21 protein-coding genes are annotated in these 21977 nt (G+C 66.8%); 1 reads left to right on the forward strand and 20 read right to left on the reverse strand.

Annotation, left to right across the window (positions count from 1 at the left end; translation table 11 throughout):
- Positions 1-42: 42 nt before the first annotated feature.
- The 20 genes from OSB52_RS19355 to OSB52_RS19460 all read right to left on the reverse strand — a co-directional run bounded on the left by OSB52_RS19355 (position 43) and on the right by OSB52_RS19460 (position 20474).
- Entirely contained in the window at positions 43-627 is a 585-nt protein-coding gene (locus OSB52_RS19355) for a hypothetical protein (RefSeq protein ID WP_266063154.1), read from the reverse strand.
- 324 nt (positions 628-951) lie between these two features.
- The gene (locus OSB52_RS19360; RefSeq protein WP_266063155.1) at positions 952-1359 is read right to left on the reverse strand and encodes a DUF4913 domain-containing protein; all 408 of its coding nucleotides are present in this window, start codon (positions 1357-1359) and stop codon (positions 952-954) included.
- Positions 1356-3290 (reverse strand): type IV secretory system conjugative DNA transfer family protein, encoded by a 1935-nt coding sequence (locus OSB52_RS19365; RefSeq protein WP_266063156.1) that lies wholly within the window; start codon positions 3288-3290, stop codon positions 1356-1358. Before OSB52_RS19365 ends, OSB52_RS19360 begins: the two co-directional genes overlap by 4 nt.
- Positions 3287-3982, reverse strand: a complete 696-nt coding sequence (locus OSB52_RS19370; protein WP_266063157.1) for a hypothetical protein — start codon at positions 3980-3982, stop codon at positions 3287-3289. Before OSB52_RS19370 ends, OSB52_RS19365 begins: the two co-directional genes overlap by 4 nt.
- Positions 3983-4035: 53 nt before the next feature.
- On the reverse strand, positions 4036-4575 hold the full coding sequence (locus tag OSB52_RS19375; protein ID WP_266063158.1) for a hypothetical protein: 540 nt from the start codon (positions 4573-4575) through the stop codon (positions 4036-4038).
- On the reverse strand, positions 4572-6584 hold the full coding sequence (locus tag OSB52_RS24885; RefSeq protein WP_308203681.1) for a transglycosylase family protein: 2013 nt from the start codon (positions 6582-6584) through the stop codon (positions 4572-4574). Before OSB52_RS24885 ends, OSB52_RS19375 begins: the two co-directional genes overlap by 4 nt.
- The gene (locus OSB52_RS19395) at positions 6577-6996 is read right to left on the reverse strand and encodes a hypothetical protein (protein ID WP_266063159.1); all 420 of its coding nucleotides are present in this window, start codon (positions 6994-6996) and stop codon (positions 6577-6579) included. The genes OSB52_RS24885 and OSB52_RS19395 overlap by 8 nt, the downstream gene beginning before the upstream one ends.
- Positions 6993-8954, reverse strand: a complete 1962-nt coding sequence (locus tag OSB52_RS19400; protein WP_266063160.1) for a hypothetical protein — start codon at positions 8952-8954, stop codon at positions 6993-6995. The genes OSB52_RS19395 and OSB52_RS19400 overlap by 4 nt, the downstream gene beginning before the upstream one ends.
- 34 nt (positions 8955-8988) lie before the next feature.
- The gene (locus OSB52_RS19405) at positions 8989-10047 is read right to left on the reverse strand and encodes a hypothetical protein (RefSeq protein ID WP_266063161.1); all 1059 of its coding nucleotides are present in this window, start codon (positions 10045-10047) and stop codon (positions 8989-8991) included.
- 22 nt (positions 10048-10069) lie between these two features.
- Positions 10070-11566, reverse strand: a complete 1497-nt coding sequence (locus tag OSB52_RS19410; protein ID WP_266063162.1) for an SCO6880 family protein — start codon at positions 11564-11566, stop codon at positions 10070-10072.
- A 43-nt stretch (positions 11567-11609) separates the two neighbouring features.
- A complete protein-coding gene (locus OSB52_RS19415; protein WP_266063163.1) occupies positions 11610-13070 on the reverse strand; it encodes a TrbL/VirB6 family protein in 1461 nt (486 codons plus the stop codon).
- Positions 13071-13120: 50 nt separating this feature from the next.
- On the reverse strand, positions 13121-14011 hold the full coding sequence (locus OSB52_RS19420) for a DUF8175 domain-containg protein (protein WP_266063165.1): 891 nt from the start codon (positions 14009-14011) through the stop codon (positions 13121-13123).
- 8 nt (positions 14012-14019) lie between these two features.
- Positions 14020-14616 (reverse strand): DUF8175 domain-containg protein, encoded by a 597-nt coding sequence (locus tag OSB52_RS19425; RefSeq protein WP_266063166.1) that lies wholly within the window; start codon positions 14614-14616, stop codon positions 14020-14022.
- A 26-nt stretch (positions 14617-14642) separates the two neighbouring features.
- Entirely contained in the window at positions 14643-14915 is a 273-nt protein-coding gene (locus tag OSB52_RS19430; RefSeq protein WP_266063167.1) for a DUF8064 family membrane protein, read from the reverse strand.
- A 26-nt stretch (positions 14916-14941) separates the two neighbouring features.
- On the reverse strand, positions 14942-15232 hold the full coding sequence (locus OSB52_RS19435) for a hypothetical protein (protein WP_266063168.1): 291 nt from the start codon (positions 15230-15232) through the stop codon (positions 14942-14944).
- Between the two features lie 34 nt (positions 15233-15266).
- Positions 15267-15893, reverse strand: coding sequence for a hypothetical protein (locus OSB52_RS19440; protein WP_266063169.1), 627 nt, complete (start codon positions 15891-15893; stop codon positions 15267-15269).
- Positions 15894-15898: 5 nt separating this feature from the next.
- Positions 15899-17239, reverse strand: a complete 1341-nt coding sequence (locus tag OSB52_RS19445; RefSeq protein WP_266063170.1) for a hypothetical protein — start codon at positions 17237-17239, stop codon at positions 15899-15901.
- Between the two features lie 15 nt (positions 17240-17254).
- Positions 17255-18091, reverse strand: coding sequence for a DUF8176 domain-containing protein (locus OSB52_RS19450; protein ID WP_266063171.1), 837 nt, complete (start codon positions 18089-18091; stop codon positions 17255-17257).
- The gene (locus tag OSB52_RS19455; RefSeq protein ID WP_266063172.1) at positions 18088-18306 is read right to left on the reverse strand and encodes a hypothetical protein; all 219 of its coding nucleotides are present in this window, start codon (positions 18304-18306) and stop codon (positions 18088-18090) included. The genes OSB52_RS19450 and OSB52_RS19455 overlap by 4 nt, the downstream gene beginning before the upstream one ends.
- A 422-nt stretch (positions 18307-18728) precedes the next feature.
- The gene (locus OSB52_RS19460) at positions 18729-20474 is read right to left on the reverse strand and encodes a cutinase family protein (protein ID WP_266063173.1); all 1746 of its coding nucleotides are present in this window, start codon (positions 20472-20474) and stop codon (positions 18729-18731) included.
- 817 nt (positions 20475-21291) lie between these two features.
- Between OSB52_RS19460 and OSB52_RS19465 the strand changes: the two genes are divergently transcribed.
- On the forward strand, positions 21292-21963 hold the full coding sequence (locus OSB52_RS19465) for a helix-turn-helix domain-containing protein (RefSeq protein ID WP_266063174.1): 672 nt from the start codon (positions 21292-21294) through the stop codon (positions 21961-21963).
- The last annotated feature ends 14 nt before the right edge of the window (positions 21964-21977 follow it).

Genomic DNA, 21977 nt, shown 5'->3' on the forward strand with positions numbered 1-21977 from the left:
AATCGTCCAGAGACTCAAACAGCAGTCCCTGGCCGTCGTCGACTACCTCCGCACGCGCTCGGCGTCGGCGCGATCCTGATCGGCCAGCGCTGCGTCCACCATCGCGGTCAGCTCTGGAACCAGCGGATGTTCCGGCCCGTCGGGCACCGGCAGTCCGTCGTTCAGACGTGCTTCCAGCAGTTGCTCGGCCCACACCTGAAACCGTGGTGTCTGATCCGGCCACACCTGCTCGGTCAGTCGTTCGGTCTCTCGGCTGGCCTCGATCGCCCACTGCGTCAGCCACCGCTGCATCCCGGTCATCGTGTCCGGGTTCGGCTCGTCGTCCGGCTGGTCGTCGTCCTCGGGACTGCTGAATCCCTCCCACAGCGTCGCCAGCACCGTCTCCTCCGCCGAATACCGGGCCTGCTGATACAGCCGCTGCGTCGTCAGCACGTCCGGGTCGTTGCCCCCGTGCTGGTCCCTCCACGCCGCGATCGTCGCGAGCTCGGTCTGCGACTGCGCCTGAGCGATCTCGGCCTCCATCCGTGTCACTTCCGCGGTCAGGAAGTCCTCGAACTGCGTGCGGTCCATCTGCGTCAATTCCTGGGCGTACCGCTCGGTCAGTGCCGTGCGCAGATCGTGAAACATCGGTGTCCTCCTCGGTGTGGGTATCCATACTGCTCTGCGGTGCCGACATCCGCTGCCCCGATGGGTCGGTGTCGGCGAGCAGATCGAACAGATTGGGGGTGTTGTCATCAGGGGTGGCGTTACGTGTCATGCGTCGAGCTCCTACCAAAGTGAGGTCCACTCCCCGCCCGGACTGTGCCAGCGCAAGGGTGGGTGGCTATCGTTTCTCACTGGTCAGAGGCTCGATCTCTGACCGATCAGTGCCCTGGCAGGTGTGTCCAGCACCTGTCAGGGCCTGAGACATCTCACGGCGGGTTCTCACCGGCATGAGATGACTCTCGGGGGTTAGGCGGCATTGGTGTGGTCGGCGGGCGGGTCGAACCATCCCGGTGGGGGCGGGGTGCATGTGTCGGCGAGCGTCTCGGTGGTGGTGTGTTTGTCGGGGGTGCACAGGTAGAGCGGCCCGTTTTCGGCGGTGAGGGTCCGCCAGTGGGCGTCGAGATGGGTGGTCCACCACGACGAGAGGGCGGCGGAGTCTTCGCTCAGGCGGGCCGTTTCCCAGGCCTTCCACAGTTCCTCGAGGCGAATGACGACTTCGTCGTGGCGCCACCACTGCGCACACCAGCGGCTGTCCCGGTCGAACCGTCCGGCCTTGATGTGACTGAGCCAGTTGGTGAACCAGTCGGCGCCCGAGGTGAACCGCCAGTGCGCACGGGGATCGGCATCGGGGGTATCGGTGTCCGGGGTAGTCATCGGGAGGTCCTTTCGCCGGTGGCGGCGGGTTGAGGTGCTGCGGACAGTGCGGCCTGCTGGGCTGCACGTTCAGTCCCGCAGGCCTTCCTGGAGGCGTCGATCAGCTCGGCGTAGGGGCCGAGCCAGTAAGAGTTCTTGGTGGTGACGACGGTGCGGTTACCGGAGGTCGCGAGCACTGCCCGTTCGGCGGGTAGTGCCTTGAGGTCGTCGATGCCGAGAATGGGTTCGCTGGACCAGGATTCGCTGGTGCTGGTCGATCCCAGACCTGAGCTGGAGTGCGAGCGGCTGCGGCGTCGGACGTCGCGCTGGCCGATCATGCGGCTCAGGCCCGACAGGTAGGACTCGTTGTTGGACGATCCGGCATAGATGTAGACGTTCGAGGAGTCCACGAGCATGTCGAGTTTGTCTTTGGACCACACTTTCGCGGCTTGGGCCAGCGATTGCAGCATGGTGACGATGACGATGCCCTGGCTGCCGAAGTGGGAGTACCAGTCGGGAAGTTCGGGCAGCTTGCACACGTTGGCGGCCTCGTCGAGCACCGCCACGACCGGCACCGGCAGACGTCCCCCGTTCCGCCGTGCTTGGGCGACGGCGGCTTTGAAAATGGTGTCGGCCAGGGCGGTGGTCAGCGCGGTAGCCGCGCCGGCACCTTCCATCGACAGGGCGTACATGGTGTCGGTGGAGGTGACGAACGCTTGCGGATCGAACTGGGGCAGGTCGTGGCGGATGTCGTTGTCACCGACAGTGTTGTCGCCGTCGAACCGCACCCGTTGCGGTGGGAGGACTGATCGGGCGTAGGCGGGCACGGTCATGACGTTGATGAATCGTCGCGCCATGTCGTAGAGACCGTCTTGCTGGCGGGGGTTGAGGTTGGCCGCGGTGTCGATCTTGGCGGCGGCGTCGTGGTGGCCGTGGCGGGTCAGCACCTGGCGGGCGACTTTGAGTTTGGGGTCGGTGAGCCAGCCGTCGACGTGCTTAAGGTCTCCCCCGCCGACAGACGCGGCCAGGATATGCAGGGCCAGCAGTTCTTTGGCGCCGCCGTCGAAGTAGGCGTCCAGGCGTGATCCTTCGGCGGTTTCGGCGCCGGCGAAGATCGCTGCGAGCTCGCGGGCGTCGGAGAGTTCGTGCACGCACCAGAATGGGTCCCACCACCACTCCTGGCCCTGGTTGCCGGCGATGTGCTGGAGGTCCGAGAGCCAGATGGTTCCGCGGGTGCGTGGCGGTTCGCGCCGTTGGGTGCGATAGGCCCACAGTGCGCGCAGCCCTTGTCGGCTGGTGTCGGCCGCGGCAGCGGGAGGGGCGTCGAGGTCGTCGCGGCCGCGCACCCAGCGAGTGGCATCGTAGATGTCGGGTTTGTTGGAGGTGGCGAACACGGCGCCGGGTGCCTGGCAGATCATCGGAATGGCGTAGCCGGTGGTCTTGCCGCATCGGGGTCCGCCGATGATGAGTCCGACCCATTCCCAGCTCATGTAGAGAGCGGATTTGCCCGATCCGATCAGCGATCCCAGCGCCAGCCCGTAGTCGAGGTGACCGGTGATCGCCTCGCGCCCGCGTAAGCGCTGCGCCGAGTGCTTGGCGTCGCGGGCGGTGATGGCGTGCAGTTCCCGAGGACGGGGAAGGAACTGTGCCACCTGGTCGAATTCGCGCAGCACGGCGGTGGCGGCGCGATGACGCGCCACGATGACGAAGACCACGGCGGCGGCGATGACCGCGACCACGAGGAGCACGGTGGAGGCCACCGGCCACTCGAAGGTGCCCTCGACGGTGGCGGTGGCCGGGTTGACCAGGACCGGACCGGGCTGCCCGGCGAGCCAGCAGCCCGCCCGCCAGCACAGATACACAATGCCCAGCAGCGCGAAGAGGACTGCGGCCAGGTAGTAGCCGACCATGGATTCGTGTTGGCCGCGGTCGCGGCGATGGGTGGTGCTCACAGCTGTGCTCCGGTGTCGAGGTTGACGCTGGTTCCGATGTCGGGGACCGGGGTGGTCTGCCAGTCGCTGTCGCCGGCGGCGATCAGCGCGGCTTCGGGGGCGGGGTCGGTATCGGCGATGAGCTCACCGGTCCAGCGGTGCCCTCCCTCGGCCGCGGCGTCGTTGACGTCAATGGCGTAGTTCGCGGCCGCGGTCGACACCTGGTCGAGCAGACCGGTGTCGGCGACCTCGCCGAGGTCCTGGTCGCGGTCGCGACCTTTGATGGTGTCGGGGTCGACGCCGGCCTCGCGTAGCCGCTCATCCCAGGCTTGCGCCCACTGCTCGGCGCGTTGCGCAGTGGCCTCGATCTGGGGTTGCCGGGCGGTATCACCGTCGCGGGCGGCTTCGGCGGCGGCCTCGCGGGCCAGGTCGGCGGCGGCGTGCGCCCCGGCCCAGCGGGCCATCAGATCCGGTGTCAGCGGCTGGCGGCCGGCTCCTGTGTCGGCGTCGCGGTGGGCGTCGGCGGTGCGTGCGGTGTTCAGGCGTTGTTGAGCGCGGCTCTGTCTGCTTCGTTGGCGGTGCTGCTGGTTGCGGACCTGACGTAACGCTTCGTCGGCGTGGCGGCGGGATCGGCGCATGATCGAGCGCGCCTCGTCGAAGATGTCGTCGACTTCGCGACTGTTGTCCTGAGCGACGTTGTGTGGGTCGAGCATGGTGTGTGCCTTTCTGTGTGAGGTTCGGGGTGGTTGCCGTCAGAAGCGAATGTTCAGGTGTCGGCGCGGGGGTAGGTGGCGACCTTCCAGTGGTCGTCGACGCGGACGAGTTCGGCAGTGACGGTGAACGTGCGGAAGGGCGTGACTGTGGCGTCGACACCGAGCACGGTTTGGGTGACGGTGCCCTGTGCGCTGGCTTTCGCCGCTGAGATCAGCACTGCCGAGGCGTTATCGACGCGGGCGGTGATGACGTCGAGGGATTGTTTCCATGCGCCCCACTGGGCGCTGGGACGCACGGTCGCGGTGCTGTCCGCGGCGGCCAATGCCTGGCCGGTGAGGGTGGCGCGGGTGCGGCGCAACGCATCAGTGGGTGAGGTGTCGGTGCCGGGCTGCCAGCTGAACATGGTGGTCACGGTGGTGGTGAACACCCCGACCGGCTCGGCGCGATCAGGCAGGCCGGGCGGGCTGCTGTAGTGCTCGCCGTGGTCATGGTTGTGTGTGGGTTCGGTGGTGTCGTCGCTGCCGGAACATCCGGGCAGCGCGGCGATCAGCATGATCGCGATGACAGCCAAGAGGTGGTGTCGGTGGTTCACTGGTTCTTCTCCGGGAGTCCTTGATCGGCGAACTGGGTGGCGTAGGCGATGACTTTCTGGCCGTACGGGCGGGTCTGGGTGTCGTAGTCACCGCCGGTGGGGGTGCCACCAGCGCCCAGCACCGCGCCGGGCCCGGCGTTGTAGGCGTAGGCATAGAGAATTTCGCGGCCTTCGGCGGGTTCTTTCACCCGCCCAGCGGCGATCGCGTCGTCGATCTGGCGGGCGTTGGAACACGAGAACCGTCCAGCGGCCATGACGGCGTCGCCGATGTCGGTGGCTGAGGCGCGGCCGTTGCCGTCGTCATCGTTAGCCCAGGTCGGGTAGGTGCCCTCCATGAATTGCATCGGCCCCTTCGCCCCGTCCGGGGACACCAGGGAGGCGTTAAACCCGGTTTCCTGCTTGCCGATTCCGGCGAGGAACGCCGAACTGATCTGGGGGCAGAGCTTTCCGGCTTTGCGGAACCACGGTTCGTAGGCTGGCGGGACATGCCCCGCGGCGAGGTTGTCGACTCCCCCGCCGTGCTGGTTGTCGACCGGGCCGCAGTCGGCGCCCTCGGCACCGATTCCGCCGGTGATACCCGGGGCGGTGTAGACCTCGCCGCCGCGGGGTATCCCGTGGCCTTCGACGGTGGCGTGGACGTGGTCGAAGTGATTTTGGGTGGGGTCGCCGCGGTCTTCCATGATGTTGGAGTTGCCGACCGCCGGGTGATAGGTCTGGCGCCAGATCGTGTACTCGAGCTTGAAGTGCTTCTTGTTGTCGAGGATGTACTTGTTGACGGCGTTGCCGAGCGCGATCCCGTGTGCGGAGGTGTAGTTGGGAATCATGACGTCAACGGCGCGACCCGAGGGGTGGTCGTTGTAGCCGCCGCCGTCGGCACGCCAGCCGCCGATGGTCTCGATGTCGGGGAACTTGGCGGCGATCGCGCGGGCCAGGCGGATCGTGTCGACCTGGAAGTGCGCTTCGGAGCCCTTGGACGTCGGCAACGGCGGCAGCGGACCCGACGGTGCGGGCGGGACGACGTGGGCGCTTGCGGCCGTCGGGTGGGTCGCGGCGTTGAGGAACGTGCCTGCGGGTGCGGGTTTCTTGCCGGTGACCCCGGCCTTCTTCGAGGTGGTCGGCCAGGCATTCCAGCCCTGCGAACCCAGGACGCGGTTGGCCACCTCCATCTGTTGTTCGCGGGTGGCTTTGTCGGCGGTCGGCGCGTACTGGCTGCCGCCGGCGCCGGTCCAGGTCGCCGCCGCGAACTGCAACCCGCCGTAGTAGCCGTTGCCGGTGTTGATCTTCCAGTTGCCGCCGGATTCGTGCGTGGCGACCGCATCCCAGTCGGCGGCAGTGACAACGTCGGCAGCGGGGGTCACCCGGGGCGCGGCGAGTACCCGCGGTCCGCCCGGTTGGGCCGGAGCACGTCCGGCCGGCGTGGCTCCGGGCTCAGGGCTGGTGGACACCCAGCCGGCCGGATCGACCGAGTGGCCGCCGGTGAAGTCGCGGTGCCCGCCGTCCCACACCTCGAAATGCAGGTGCGGGCCGGTCGATTGGCCGTCGTTGCCGAGCTTGGCAATGTGTTGTCCGGCGGTGACCGTTTGACCGGATTTGACCAGCACGCCGTCGGCGAACATGTGACCGTACACCGTGGACCACACGTGTCCGTTGATGTTGTGGGTGAGCACGATCCAGTGCCCGAACCCCGAGGCGTTACCGGCGGCGGTGACGGTGCCGTCGGCGGCGGCATAGATCGGCGCGCCGAGTGCGCCGGCCAGGTCGATACCTTCGTGCATCGCCCCGCCGCGCGGCCCGTAACCGGAGGTGATCTGAAAGTCCTTGACTTTCATCGGCTTGACCTTCGCGCCGGGCGACAGCGATGCGTCGGCTGGTTGATCGACACCACCGGTCAGCGGCAGGCAGGCGTCGTCGTCACCGGCGACAGAAATGATGACCGTGCACGAGGCGAAGAACCCGATGACCAGTGCTAGCAGCGGCACCAGCAGTTTGGCGGCGTTGCCTTCACCCACGAGGCAGGTCCCGGTAATCGGTGGTGATCTCACGGTCGAGGTCGCGGACGTGCTCGGTGAGGGCCTTGTTCATCGAGCGGACGACGTCGAGGCGGGTGGCCCATTCGCGGTCGCGGACGGTGACGTCACGGCCCACCCCGGCCGCCCGGCACCACCGCATAACGCTGTTGGTTCCGGCACCGACGTTCGCGGCGACATCGGCGGCCGCGGCGGTCAGCGATAGCGAGGTGCGGGCGAGCAGCTCGGCTACGGCGCGCACAGCCAGTCGCCGGACTTCCTCGGGGTGGGCGGTACGGCGCGGGTTGGGTTCTACAACCCAGTCCTGTACCTGCTCCCAGGCGCTGACCGGCAGCGAGTCCGCAGGTATCGGGTCGAGAGGCGCGGCCGTGGCCGGATCGCTGTCGGCGCTCACGCAGCGGCTCCGGACTTGGCGTCGCCACGGCCGCGGGCGAAACGCTTGTTGGTGTTGTGCACTTCGGATTTGCGTTCGGCGGGGGTCAACCGCATCTGCACCGGGATGCCGGGCTGCTCCCCTTCTTTGATGAGAAACTTACCCATACCCGGTGGTACTGTGTTGGTTTCGGTGCCGTCGGGGCGGACCCCGTCGGCCCAGTCTTCCTCGCTGACTTCCTCGACGACCGGGTCGTCAACCCCGCGCGGGGTGGTGGCCCATTCGGCGAGGGTGGCGGCCTCCTTCTCGTTGAGGTTGACCTTGCCTTCCATCAGCGAGGCTTCGTCCTCGGGCAGTGGGAAGCACACCTTGACCCGGGCGCGGTCGAGAAAGCCCATGGCGCGCTGGCGATCCTCCATCGAGTCAAACGCCTGGAGGTCCTTGACGGTGTGGGTGGTGAACAGGCTGCCGGTGCCCTGTTCACGCTGGACGCGGGTGACCTCGTCGACGCGCCATACGATGCCGTTGCCGACACCGAGCACCAACGAGAACTCGTCACACACCAGGTCGTAGTTGCGGGGCTCTTGCAGGCCGTGATCGGAGAGCAGATGCGAGGCCTCGACTGCCGAAAACCCATCCGACCAGCACGCCAGGAGCACCGCGGCGCGCAGCTTGCGAGCGTTGGCCGGTAGCCGCGACATGTCCACGCACACCCCGAGAGCGTCTATGTCGATGGGTTCTTTGGTAGGGGCGTTGAAGATTTCGCCGAACTGCCCCGACACCAGCTGGTCGAGCGACTGGCGCAGGTTCTCGGTCAGCAGCAGGTAGCGGTCGACGGCGATCGCATCGTGGGGATGACGTCCCAGGGCGCCGGAGGCATCGAGGAGGTCCTGGTGGGCGCGACGCAACTCGGGATTGGTGTCGACGGCGCTGGTGGTGGCGTCGATGAGAGTCTGCGGGACCTGGCGCAGAAGGGCGAGCACATCGCCGGGCAGCGGTGCATTGGTGAGGGTGAACTCGTTGGCCGTGCTGTAGAGCACTCGCAGCGCGGTGGTGAGCAGCGTCTCCTCGTGTGGAGCGATCGGCCGTCCGGAGCTGATCTCGAGCAGTCCGGTGGCGGCGGTGACTTGACGCGCCCGCATCTCGCGTTCGGCGAGTTGACGAGCGGCGCTGGGCAGTCGGGCGATGAGGTTACCGAAGGTACCCACGGCCAGGGGGTTCATCGGGGAGTCGAATCCGACGCTGGTGACCTGCGGGGTGACCGGTGTGCCGTCCTCGCGGTACTGCACTCGGCCGTCGCTGTCGTGGACGACCATCTGGCGCATCATGTTGACGAAGTCGGGGCGGTGATCGCCCATGATGAGCGGGCGGACCCCGGTGGCCAGGTCGTGACACACGATACGCCTGTTGAGAGTGCTCTTGCCGAATCCGTTGAGACCGAACACCATCGCCGAGGGTGCGGTGATCTGTCCGGCTTCGAACCAACCGATCTGGTCGAACCCGACGGGCTGTCCGGTGTCGAGGTGCGAGCCGACGGGAGCGCCGTCCAGGGGTGCCGAGGCGCCGATGGGGAACGGGTAGAACCCTGGCACGTGGGCGGTGGTGCCGCGCAGTTCGTTGGGGCGGCGCACGTGGGCCACGCGGCCACCACCGCGGCCGTCGAAGCCCCGGTTGGTGCGAATCAGGGTGGGCACGTCGAACTGGATCGGCCGTGCACTGGCGGCTTCATGGCGTTCGCGGCGGCGAGCGTCGTTGCCCAGTTTCTGCCGGGCGAGGTAGCCATTGACACCACCGCTGCGTGCGGTGTCGAGTAAGTCCTCGCGTGTGTCGTCGTCGTAGAACGTCGTCGGCTTGGCCGAGCGTTCCTTGGTGCTTGGTGGGGCGGCCGACGTTGCGCCGGCGTCCAGGCGCAACGTCGCCGGGGTGTCCGCGTCGGTGGCCGTGACAGGGACGCCTGTGTGGAGATCGGTGACGGTCATGGTGGTGGTCTCGCAATCGGTGAGGGGTGGCCGGTTAGCGGTGACGGTGGCGCAGGGCCTCGTCGGTGATGTCGCCGTGTTCGGGCAGCAGCACCCCCAGGCCGACGCTGGCGGCGAACAGTTCGGCGTGGCGGTCATAGCCGTTGCGCAGCCCCAAGCGGGCGAACAGCGGCAACCTGGCGCGTATGGCGTCCACCGACGGCGTGCGGGGACGGGGTTCGGTGATCGTCACCGTCGCGCCGAAACGCTGCAGAGTGGGCTGAAAAGTCGCCCGAATGAGGTCGTCGGGGGCGATGGTCTCGGCGATACGGGTCGCTCGCCAGGTGATCGCCAGCCGGGTGCGCGGGATGGTCGGGTCACGCTCGAGAAGTTGGGCCAGTACCGAGCCCAGCGCGTGGGGAGGTTCCAGCACGTGCGGGGCGAGCACCCATGTCGCCGAGAGCAGGTCGTTGTGGCAGAACACATCCCGCACCCGGTGTGGTGTCGACTCTGGCGCAATGTCGGCGAACGCTGGAGTCGGGTCGTCGGTGATCCCGCCGCGGTAGGCCCGCACCCCGACCTCGGCGATCTGCGCTGCGGTCAGCGGTGTGGTGGCCACCCCGGCCGCGTAGAGAGACCCGATGAGGGTGTGTAGGCGCCGGCCCACTTCCACGGCCATGTCGTCCGGGGTGGTTTTCATTGCTGAGGTGGCTGCAACGAAGGTCACCGCCAGATAGGTGTCGGTGGCAAGGTCGGCGACATCGAGGCGGTGGTGGTGATCGGTGTCCATCCACTGCCGATGCGCGGTATCGGTGCGTGGGAAGGTATCGGCGACGGCGGTGATCGCGACGATATCCCAGGCCTCGACGCCGAAATCGATGCGGGTGAAGTCGCATAGCTGCTGCCAGTCGCGCAGCGTCGCGCCAGTCGCGGCGAGGACCACCGTGTAGTGGCCGGTGCTGTGTGCTCGGATCAGGCCGTAGTCGTGGCCGCCGGCCGAGCGGTGCTCGGTGATCGACAGGACGGTGCTGATCTGCGGCAGTGTCGTCGCCGAGGTGGACAGGCGGGCGCGGGAGCGCTGCAGCAGCGAGGTCAGGGCCGGGAGCGTAGGCATTGCGGGGTCCTTTCTGTCCCGGTTAGGCGGCGAGCTTGTCGGAGACGGTGCTCTCTTCGGACAGCACGACACCGAAACCCATTCCTGCGCAGTAGGTGACGAGTTGTTCGTCGCGGGCTGGTTCGAGTGGGGTGGCCGCCGATAGGCCCAGATCGGTGACGAGGGTGTCGATCTTTTGGGTGTCGGCGCTGATGGGGCAGGTGGCGGTCACGATCATCGATACCCGGGTCATGCCCGCGCCGCGGGCCTGTTCTTTGCGGGCGTCTTCGGCGCTGTCCAGGCGCACGAGTGCGCGTTCGGGAAGTTTGCCGACGTGGGTGCGGACGGCCTGGCGGGCATCGTTGTGGTCCTTGTTGACGATGGTGGTGGCCTGGGCCGGGGTGTAGGGCTGGTAGACGAAGGTGACGCGTTTGCGGGGTACGTCGCTGTGTGGCGACAGCAGGTCGACGAGCACGTTGGAGTCGAAGGGCGCCTCGGGTTCGTTACGCATCGTCCACGACAGCGACTGCGCGGCATCGTGAAGGAACCGGCTGTGCTGGTCTGAGGCCGAGGTCGGACCGCAGTCTTCCCACCGCAGGCGCATCGGTTCACCGCTCATGAGCCCGATCTCGAGGTCGAGCTCGTCGGCTGGGGAGAAACTGCGGCGGGCGATCGCGCAGATTTCGCGTTCGAGCATCGGCCGTACCCGCAGACCGGCGGCGTGGCAGTAGTCCCGAATCCGGCCCAGACGTCGCGCCAATTCGTTACCCATGTCGGTGGCGTCACGTTTGCGGTGCAAGGTGTCTGCGCGCCAGGTCAACCCGATCCGGGCTTCCAGGCGCACTTCGGCGGTCGGCACCGCTTCGGTGGCTTCGATGATGATCTTGCGGGCCAGCGCCGGTGCTGTGGCTTTGAGCCGCGACCGCACGATGGTCGAGGCCCGCATTCCCGATTCCGGCAGAGTTTCCATCGTGATCGTGGCGGCCACGAAATCCGGCGATTGTCCGAGAAAGGTGAGCATGTCGCCGAGGCGGGCGACCCAACGGTCGCGCACCGGCTGGTCATTCCACTCCCCGCCCTGGGGCCAGGTCCGCAGCACCAGGGTGTAGAAGTTCTTCGACGACAACTTGATCAGTCCGAACGGTGCTGAGCCGTCGCCGGGTGCAAAGTTGAACGTCTCGGCGGTGGCCAGGGGCCCCGGTGGCGGGGTGCCGTCAGGGATCATCGTGAACGGCCCCGACCGCAGCAGGGTTTCACCGGCCCGGCGGGACTTCGACACTGATCGGGCACCCATGCCCAGCTCCCAGGCTGAGCGGCCCCGCAGCGACACCACCAGAGGCACGAACAGCACAGCCAGCGTGAACGGCAGTGCGAAGAACTTGATCAGCCCGGGCAGCGGCAGCATCAGGCCAACGACGGTGATGAACAGGAAAACAAACAGCACCATCGTCGAGAACATGGTGAACCCGAACGCGCCGGACGACCGGAACGCCGCCGCAGGGCGGTACAGCAGTCGGCGGGTGCCGGATTTGTCTGTCATGACAACCTCTTTCGACAGTCAGAGATGGGAGGATAGGTGGCTGCTAGTGCGCCATGGCGTGTTCGTTCCAGCCCGACCGCATCGGTGGTGGGCTGCTCAGTGACGGGTCGGAGCTGGTGGAGTCGGCTTCGGATTCGACGCTGTCGTTGACGGTCTGCATTGCCGTTCCCGCGAGTCCGCCGGCCGATCCCATGGCGTCGCTCAGACCGGACGCGGGTCCACCGCCCGCACCACCACTGCCACTACCACTGATCCCTCCGCTGGCCTGGCCGCCCTGTCCGCCGGACAGGGCGGGTTGAGCGCCAGGTCCGCCGCCCGACGGTGGTGGTGGCGACGGTGAGGACGCCGTGGAGATACCACCGGAGGGTCCGCCGCCGCCGCGACCGGCGATCGAGGACATCCCGCCCGCGCTCGCCCCGGCCCCGGCGCTCGCCCCGCCTGATGCGCCCATGGCCGCGACCTTGCCCACTGCGACGCCTGCACCGATGGCCGCGCCCGCGGCTGCAGCGCCTGAGCCGCCGCCACCCATGCTCGCCACCGCTGGGGCGATCAGGCGCAGGAGCGCGGGTAACACGAACGCGCACAGCAGCATCAGCACCATGCCGAGGACCACTTGCTGGGCGTTGTCTTTGCTGGCCCCGGCGCGAAACGCCACGAAGTAGGTCAGCGCGCCGACGGGTTTGAACAGCAGAAATGCCACCGACCAGGCGACGAGCCGTTGGTAGCTCTGAGACCCGGGTCCGGTGCCGGAGAACGCTGCGGCCACTGGGAGCGCGGCGACGACCAGCAGCAGCATCGCCTCGCGCACCACCAGCAACGCCAACTGTAAGAAGGCGCCGAGCAACCCGACGAGGGCGATGATCCCGATGGCGGCGGTGCCCAGTGGGGAGTTGGTCAGCAGATCGAGTTTGAGGAAGTTCTTGATGACGTCGCCGTCGCCGCCGGCGGTCACGGATTCGCTGACCAGCCATGTGGAGATGCCATCAGCGATGCGGCCGCCCACGGTCAGTGCCAGCGGGATCGCGGCGGTGGCCATCGCTGAGCGAAAGATCAGTTTGAAGCCCTCTTCGGCGTCGTCAGCCAGCGACCGTTTGCGGTCGATCATCATCCGCAGGCCGAAGAACATCAGTGAGAACGTGAGGCCCACGACTTGGATCTGCAAGGTGTGGTCGTGGACTTCCTGCATGAGGGAGGACGTGTTGTCCAGCTGTGGGCTCGGCAGTTTGATCCACCACGCTAGCGCCCACGTCAGCACGGTCTGGTAGCCCTCGAGCAGTGAGTTGACGATCTTTTCGAATGTCCCGCCGACCGCACTGCTGGCCGCAGCGCTGGCAGCGCTGCCCGCAGCGTCACAGACGACTTGGCTCAACGGGCCTGCGATGGCGCACAGCGGGTTGGCTGCGGCCTTGCCGGCACCGGCCCATGACGACACTGTCGCGGCGATCAGCGCCATCACGACTACGGCGGGGGTTCGTCGGCCGGGCAGGTGAGCGCGCAGACGCACCTGTCGGGGGGTGCGGTGCGTTCGCCGAATACGAGAGTCGTTGCGGTGGTTCACCATGGGGTCCATCCATCGCCGCTGGTCGAGACGAGTAGGCGGCTGGGTTCGTTGCCGGGTTCGGGGACCACCCATTTCCACCGTCCGTCGCGCCAGACCATGTCGATACCGACGGAGACGGCGGTGAAGCCGTCGTCACGGGTGAGGGGTTGAGCGAACTCGACGTGGGCGAAGTCGGTGGAGTATGTGGTGATGCGGACCGCGACCGGCACATCCCGCATCTGCGCGGGCAACTCCGGGTTTCCGGCATAGATTTGTGCGCCGTTGGTGCGCAGGTTGTCGGCCTCGGGGCGGGCGGCCTCGGAGACCACCGCAGCGCGTTCGAGCAGCGCGACGGCCTGGTCATCGGGTGCCCAGGTGGCGCGTTGGCCGATCTGCCAGGCCGCCAGCGCCGCGCCCTGCGGGGTGCGGGCAAACCCGGTAGGGACCCCGTCGTTGCTGATCGTGGTCGGTCCGTCCGACGTCGAGAACGGGATGGTCGCGCCGTACACGCGCTGCCACATCAAGCCCTGCGGCGGCGGGAGCACGGCCTCAGGGTCGGTGGTGGCCGGGGTGTCCCCGGACTGCGGGAGGACCTGTCCGAGCGGGTTGGTCGGGGTGTCCACCCGACGGCCCTGGGTGTCGGTGGTGGGCACCCCGAACGCGTCCTCAGGAAGTCGGGTCACCGAGGTTTGTGGCGGCAGCGACGACGGTGTGTCCGTGGCGGTGACCTGCGGAGGAGGTGTTGCCGTATCGTCACCGTCTCCGCGGATAGCGACCAGTACGGCCATGCCGATGATGATGGTCAACACCAGCAGCGACAACACCAGCGTGGTCGCCTTGTAGCCGCCCGACTGGCGCAGGGCTGCGAGTCGGCCGGGGTCGTCGCGAGGCTCGGGGGTGCTCATGGGTGGGGTTACGCTCCTGTCAGGGTGACCATGTCGGTGGGTGTGGCTGAGATCGCGTCCACAGGTGAGGCGCCCGCTGCTGCTGCGTCGGGCAGGAGCAGTCGCCAGTCGCCGAACGCTGGTGCCCACACGACCGTGGTGTGGTTGACCGTCATCGAGGCGTCTGGCAGTCGGGTGTAGATGTCGACTGACGCCTTGTCGGGGGTGAAAGCGGTCAGTTTCCAGCCCTGCACCTGCGGTGCCTGACCCGCGGGAACCCCGGATGTGGTCGACAGCTGAATGCGGTGGGTGATGAAGTCATCGCGTGTGTGTCCCGGTGCGATGAGTTCACGGACGACCTGGGGCCACTGGTCATCGAGCGCGACCGACAGCCGCACGATGGCATTGACCGCGGCCAAACCAGCGCCGGGTGGTGTGCGGTCGAACCCTTCGGGGGCGACGACATCGGACACCTCGTCGGGGCCTTCGGCGGCTTGGGGAATGCGCATTCCGTTGAACTCCACCCATCGCAGGTCGGTGGGCGGCGTGGTCAGCGGAATGTGTTGCGGCGTGGCTGGTGTGGCGGTGTCGGGGTCTGATCCGCATCCCGCCAGCAAGGCGATCACTGCACACACGGTGCTGAGGAGCCTGATCAGCCGAAGACCAGCACTGCTGCCGCGATGTTGCCGGCGATCGCGACGACCCAGACCCCGAAGATGATCTTGGTGAACCACTCCCCCGCGGTGATCTGTTGTGCGAGTGGATGCTCGCGCACCTTGTCGAACGCGATCGAGGCGCCCAGAAAGACCAGATGCACGAGTGCGAGCATGTTGGCGACGAACACGAACCAGCCGCCGATCAGGGTGATGTTGCTCATCACCTCCTCGGGCAGCTTCGCGTACGCCAAGGTCATGGTGGTGTTCATCGCTGAGGCTTTCGGTGTGCACGGCTTCACTGCCCGCCGGCGGCCTGGAGGATCGTGGTGCTGGTCGCGATCAGCATTGTCCCGCCAATTGCGGCGATCGCGATTTTCACGCCCTTGTTGTCGCCGCGGTCGGTGATCTTGTCGAAGGCGATGTAGCCGCCGCCGACGACGATCGCCACGGCAGTGGCGAAGTAGGCCAGGAACGTGACCCAGCCGCCGAAAGTGTTGAGCCGCTCCGACAAACCGGGAATCGGGATCGGGTTGAACGCCACATAAGTGGTGGTTGCTGTGGCCGAGGCCAGAGTGGACAGGATCATGAGGGTTTCTTCCTTCTCGCGAGGTTGTCGAGGGTCAAGAGGTTGCGGCGTCGCCCGCCATCACCGCGACTGCGGCGTCACGCAGGCCCCGACCCACTGCGGCGATGTCAGGGGCGACGACGGTGCGCGGATCGCTTCGCCGCGACGCAGGGGCGGTGTCTGGGCCGGTTGTGGGCAACTCGTTGAGGGGGGTATCGACGAGGAAGTCGTGCCAAGCGACGCGCCATACGTGCGGGAAAAGCCCTGACCCGACGAGCAGGTCGCGATCGCGGCGAAGCCGGGCGGTCGGCTTTCCCTTCCGCCCGGCTACCAGCACCAAACCCAGCAACTGCACATGAGCTGGAGCATTGTGCGTCGCGTACTGCCGCGCGGCCAGAGACGCTGCGGCCACGCCGCGGGCCGATTCCCGCGTAACGAGCACCGCAAACGGCGGCTCGTCGACACGTCCAGGCCACAACTGGCCAGAATCACCGACATGCTCAAGCTGCGCCGCGAGCGTGGACACACCAGCACCGCCATGACAGCCCACGGCCGCCACCAGATACGCCGGCAACCGAGTCGCACGCCGCCCCAACATCTCCGAGGCACTCGGCGGCAGAATCGACGCACCCCGAATCGCTCCGGCGTTCAGCGCCGACACCGTCTCCACACTCGCGGCCATCGTTGCTATGCCCCGTTCGGTGTGAGCTGAGGGAAGGTGACCGTGAGACCGGGGATGGCCTTTTCGGCTTGCCGGGAGAGGTCGACGGCAGCGTCGGTGACGGTCTTCTTCACCTGGTCGGCCGCGCCGCCGAGGGCCTTGTAGGGGGCGTCGGCCTGCTCCGCGGTCCAGTTCGCGGTGTAGGTCTGTCCGGCGATGGTGGCCTCGGCGTTGACATCTCCGTCGACGTTGACCTGGTAGTGCACCGCGGGCAGGCCGGCCTTGGCAGCCTGGTCGGCGGGCAGGTGCACCTCGAACTGGTTGGCGCCGGGATTGGGCAGCGGTTCGGGCTGTGGGCGGGGCGGCTGAGGTGTGCTGCGGTTCGGGTCGGGCTGACCGGGCAGACCGGGCTGGCGCGGATTGGCACCCGGATCTCCCGCACCCAGGGCGTGAGCGAGGAGTCCACCGGCGGTTCCGCCGGCCACGCCGCCGATGACCGCCGCGGGGATACCCAGTGCTGCGGCACCGATCGCCGCGCCGGCGGCGGCACCGATCGCCGCGCCTGGCCCGGTGTTCGCCCCCGGGAAGGGCACCACGATGGTCGATCCGATGGCCGCACCCACCCCGGTACCGATCAACGCACCCCCGACACCACCGGTTACCGCTGCGGGCACGCCGAGGGCGGCTGCGCCAGCGGTGCCGCCGAGCGCCACACCGATAATGGTGGCCGCGGCCTGGCGGGAGGCTTCGTCCTCAGGCACGCCGACACTGATCAGACCTTGGGCGATTTTGGCTTCACCGAACGCCGCCCACTCGTTGATCGAAACCCGCTGACGGTCGCTCAGCCACGGCGCATCGCGCTTGAGCTGGTCTTCGTCGACGAGAAAGTTGCCCACCCGCAACGTCTTCGGTGGTGGGGCGATCGGTCGGACCGGCGCGACCGGCCGGGGCAGGGTGTAGGCCCGCGGCGGTGCCGGGTTGTAGGCACGCTCGTAGGTCGGCTCGGTGTCCACCTGCGGCGCGGTGTAGGGCCGATACGGAGCCTCCTGCGGCGGGGCCGGAATTGCACCAGGACCGGGGTTGTAGCTGTAGCTCGGCGGGGTCTGTTGCGGCGGCTGTGGCGGCGTGACCAGTGGTGCTACCTCCTCGCCACCACCGCCGACGCCGCCCTGCTCGAACCCGTCGTCGGCCTCGCCCTGGTCGACGCCGCCCTGCTCGTAGGCTGCGGCCGGGCTGTCGACCAGGAGGGTGGCGCTGAACGATCCGCTCACCATCAGTGCGGCCAGGACGGAGCCGACGAGCGGCGCAGCGGCCGGCGGGGTGGGGCGCGACCGGTGCTGTCGTGCCGTGGAAGTGGTTGTGTGCATGGAGGGTTTCCCTTTCTATTTCTTGTCTCGTGTCACGGAGGCGATGTAGGTGCGCTCGCCGATCTGGGTGGTGGTGATGTTCTGGACATCGGGATCGGGGTCGCGGGTGCCGTCTGGCAGGATCAACGTGATTTCCGCGCGGTAGGTATTGGCGCCGGTCTCGTCGATCGACAGGCAATACCGCGCTTGGGGATTGAGGGTGTCGATGCTCGACTGCAAATCGACCGCGCTGCCGATGCCCTCGACATTGGACGAGGCCAACGCTCGCGCGGCCGGGCCCGACCGCCAGTGGAAGTAGGCGTAGTTGAACGCTTTGATCACGTTCGGTCCCGAGGTCAGGTCGCCCGGGTCGCGGCCAGTGGTGGTGGCCCCCTCGCTGGTCGAGGGACATTCCACGGCATCGGAGAACGGGTCCGGGGTGTCCATCGCGGCGACCGGATCAGTGATGCCGTCTACGCCGGCGCCGCCAAAGAGTGCTTTGACCGCGAACGCGATCAGCAGCACCGCCACGACGACGACAGCCACAGACGAGGCCACAACCACCATCCACCGACGTCGCCCCTGAGCCGGAGGCGTTGCGGAGGTTGCACGGCGATCGATGACCGCTGTGGCAGAACCGTGTCCGATGTAGGGATCGGATTCGACCCCACCCTCGGCGGTCTCGGTCACGTCGTGGGGGCCGTCGGCGTACTGCGCCTCCACCTCGTCGAAGTCGTCGACCTCATCGATCGAGGCGGTGAAGACCTGCTCAACAGACGTAGGCTCGTCGTCCCACCTGGAGGGCTGATCCGGGTGAGGTTCGGTGGTGTGCAGCCAGGACTGAACACTCGGGTCGTTCTGCCAAGTACTCATCCGAACTTCACCTCGCTTCCCTGGTGGTATGCCCTGTTCCAGCGAGCGCACGCGGCGAGGTGCCAGTGCAGGGGGTGTTCATCGCCGAACACACCGCGGCGGACCGCCGTCAGCGAGAACTGGTCGATGGTGTGCAGCGTGTCGTCGAACACGTCCCGGTATGTGGCGCCGACCAGCAGTTCCTCCGGCAGCGATGCGTTCGAACCGATAACCAAGACAACACTGTTCGCGTTCAGCCAGTAACCGCGATCACCAGGCAACACACACCGCGCCCGTTCGTCGTAAGCCCCCCTGATCCGCGTGGGTCCGTGGCCCTCGCCCCTCCCCCATCGAGTCGACGCGCAGCCGTTCTCATCGGTCAGGACCACCGCCGTGGCCGGGTCGGTGACTGCGGTGACCAGATCGACCGGACTCAGCCACGCAACCTCATAGCTGGGATTGTGAGAGGCCTGTCCCCCGACCGGGGGACAGATAGCACTGTCACTGAACATGTACTCGCTCCTTCCGGAGTCATTCGCTAAGTGCGCTGGTGGAATAAGGAAGGCTCTAGAGGTGGGTGGTGGTTCGACCACCACCACAAGCGCGGCACAAGCCGCACCCGCACAATTTGGAAAGGGGGTGGCCGAGACGATCCGACTCACTGCGCGGCCCCACCGAGGAACGGCGGAAGATCCGAGGTACCGCCGGGAGGCGTGGCTTCCGGGACCGGCGAGGAGATTGAAGGAACCGTCTCAGACGGAGCCGATGGTGACGAAGTGTCGAGCTCCCACGGATACACCGGTTCCGGTTCCGACGTAGCGCTCGGCGGCACCGACGTTGTAGTCACCGACGGAAGCGTCGACGAACCAACGGACCCGTCGCCGAATAGCCACGAGAAGTCATCGACGCCGCCGCCGCTATCGGGACTATCGGGAGAGCTCGACGACCCACTGTCCTTGCCGGCGATGTCGCGTGCGGCCGCCACGATCCAGTCCGCGATCAGCCTCGTCGGGGGCTGACCGGTCGGTGTGGCTGACACCTCCGAGTACGAGGCATGCTGTTTGGCCGCATCCCAGTACTTCAACAGTGATGACACCTTGAACAGGTCGGAGTTCGCTTGGAACTCCGACTTGAATGCAGTAAACGCCTCAGAGACAAGCCGTTCCTGCGTGGCCGGTGGGACCAGGGTCACCGCCGCCTGACCCAGCTTCGCGCCGAGAATGCCGACGATCGCCAGCGGATTCGCGGCACCCGCAGTGGCGATCGCAGCGATGGTGCTCGGGGTAGCGACCGTCTGCACAACAGTCTTGACCGCGTTGAACCCGATCGTGCCGACCTTGATAACCGCCGACAGCGCATCCTGCGCACTCGGCAACGGCGTACGAGGGTCTGAGGCCACGGCCAACCGCTCAGACAGCGTCTGGCGCGGTTGGTAACTCAGGGATTCGAGATTGTTCTCCGATGCCTGGATATCGTCATTGACAACCGGCACCGCGGTCTTGACTGCGGTCAGTGCCAGCGCTTCGGCGATCGTTGACAACGACCCGATCGGATCATCCGGGTTGAGTTCGGACTGACCGGCAATGTTGGTCACCAGCCGCGCGAGCGGCGCATTCGCTGGTGCATCACAGGCGAGATCGCCGGGCGTACATGCAGACAGGTATCGCCCCGCGATGGCCTGATATGCCGTGTCCTCAACGTCGCCGACCGGGGCGATACCGCCACCGGGGGCGTTGGTCGTCGACACCGCCACAACCTTGGACACATTCGCGCCGCTGGTCCCCGGCACTGGGTCGGGAGAGGTCTGGCCCGGCTTGCCGGGGAACAGCGAAGCCCCCTCGGGACGCCCGGGATCGCCGAGATTAGCCAGCAGCGCCAGCTTGTCAGCACCGATCGCTGCTTTGCCGCCGACAATGTCGTTCAACACGATCCGGGTGACGTGAGCACCCTGCGAGTAACCGACCAACCCGAACTTCGTGTCCGGGCACGCGGCAGCTTTGTCCTTGACCCAGGACAGCGTCTTAGCGACTGCGCCCTGAACGGACTGTTCGTACGGGACCTTCCCACCAGCTACAGCGCCACCGAAACCGGCGTCGTACGGCACGTATGCGCGGTCCATGTCCCCGCGTGCGGCCGTGATCGCTGGATGGAGCACCTGGGACAGAAAGCCCGCGTCCTTCGACGGATCAGCATCTGGCGATGACTGGCCCGTGCCCTGCACCGCATACACCATCAGTCCGGGACAGCCCGCGGGTTGTGACGGCGCCGCCGTTGCGGCCGAGGTTGTGACGGCGATGAATTGCAGCACAGCCAGCACCGACAAAGCGACGAGTATGTTGCGACGAGTACGGGTGGCAACGACAGCCACAGCGTTCTGTCGGTCATGAAGAACAGAGAGCGACACGTGACTCCTCGATATCGAGCCCAACAGAGGTCGGTGAGGGAGGGAGGATGGCGGGATAAGAGCTCCAGCAGGCGGTGCGGAACGCGCGTCTGCTGGCGATGCCCGCGACATGAGCGGTAGGCCCCTTAGACTGGACACAGTTCAACTCCGACTCTTTCGGAGCTCGTGGGTTGAACAGGCAGCGCCCAGCGAGAGGTTCGACGGCAAATCATTCATCTCGCCTGGGCCACCACCCTTGGGGAGGGACTGTTCGACGGCAATCTGACCGCCCCTCCCCAAGGGCTCCGCTTCCTTCGGCGGACGCGCCATCTGTGCACGAGGGGGGCGACGGCCTTACGGCGCCCGCCGCGGCGCTCACGCCGCCGAGGGAAACCGGACGAGTCGCCGCCCGCCACATACTCCGCCAGGCGTTGAGGCCCTCAAGACCAGCCGACTGGTAGGGCACCATCAGATGCCCCACTGCGCACCGGGATTGCGCACCAAGTAGCTCGCCAGTATCGGACTCAGCGCTGATCACGCACACCATTCCCGGGCGGCGCGCGGAGCACTCGAACGATGTCCGGGCCCCCGTGTTGAATTGCGTGGTCGCAAGACCGGTCGTCACAATGCTCACCCCGCTTCCGTGTCTCTCGTCCTACTTACCCACATTGCTATCACTGCGACTAATACTAAGCTCACTATGACAACAGTGCAATAAAGGCAAAGGATCGCAGTGACTAAACTGCACCACTCGGCACCAGGTGCGAGCCGCGGCGCGCTACTGGGGGCGGCGGCCGTTGCGGAAAATCGGCGACAGAGACGTCCTAAGCTCACCGCTGTGTCATCACCTGATCCCGCTCGCTTCGCGCGGCTCATCGTGCAGCGCCGCCGTGTGTTGGGTCTCACTACGCGGGACGTGCAGAAGGCTGGCGGTCCGAGTACCCCTACCCTTAATCGGCTCGAAGCCGGAAGGGTCGCTCAACCAAGCAGAGACACCCTCGTCAAGCTGGACCGGGCACTGCAATGGCAGCCCGGATCGGCAGCGCGATCGTTCGACGGGGGTCTGCCCGAGACCATTGAGCCTGCACCGCGGCCAAGCACCAGCCCAACTCAGCCGATCGTTGCGACGATCGATGGGGTCATGATCAGCACCGAGACGCTCTCGTCGCTCGTTGATCTGGTTGATCAGGTCTCGCGCGCGAACGAACACCGGGACATCAACGGACGTGCAGAGTTGGACGAGCTGGGCACGCTCGTTGACAGGTTGCTCCGTTCGTGGATCATTGTTCAGGCGGAAGTTTGGAAGTCGCAGAACGAATTGCAGCGCAACGAGATACTCATCAACCGTATGCTCGGTGATCAGTTACGCAAGGAACCTGACGCCGCGAGGGTCCCCGAACAGGACCTCGAAGACATTGGTTACCTAAGATGGTTGCTAGGCAGAAAAGAAGATGCAGACCCCGCCGATCGCCAACGCTGGCAGATGCGGTGGGAGACTAGCCAAGGCTGAATGATAGGTGGGCA

The organism is Gordonia aquimaris (genome assembly GCF_026262595.1).
GTDB classification, from domain to species: domain Bacteria; phylum Actinomycetota; class Actinomycetes; order Mycobacteriales; family Mycobacteriaceae; genus Gordonia; species Gordonia tangerina.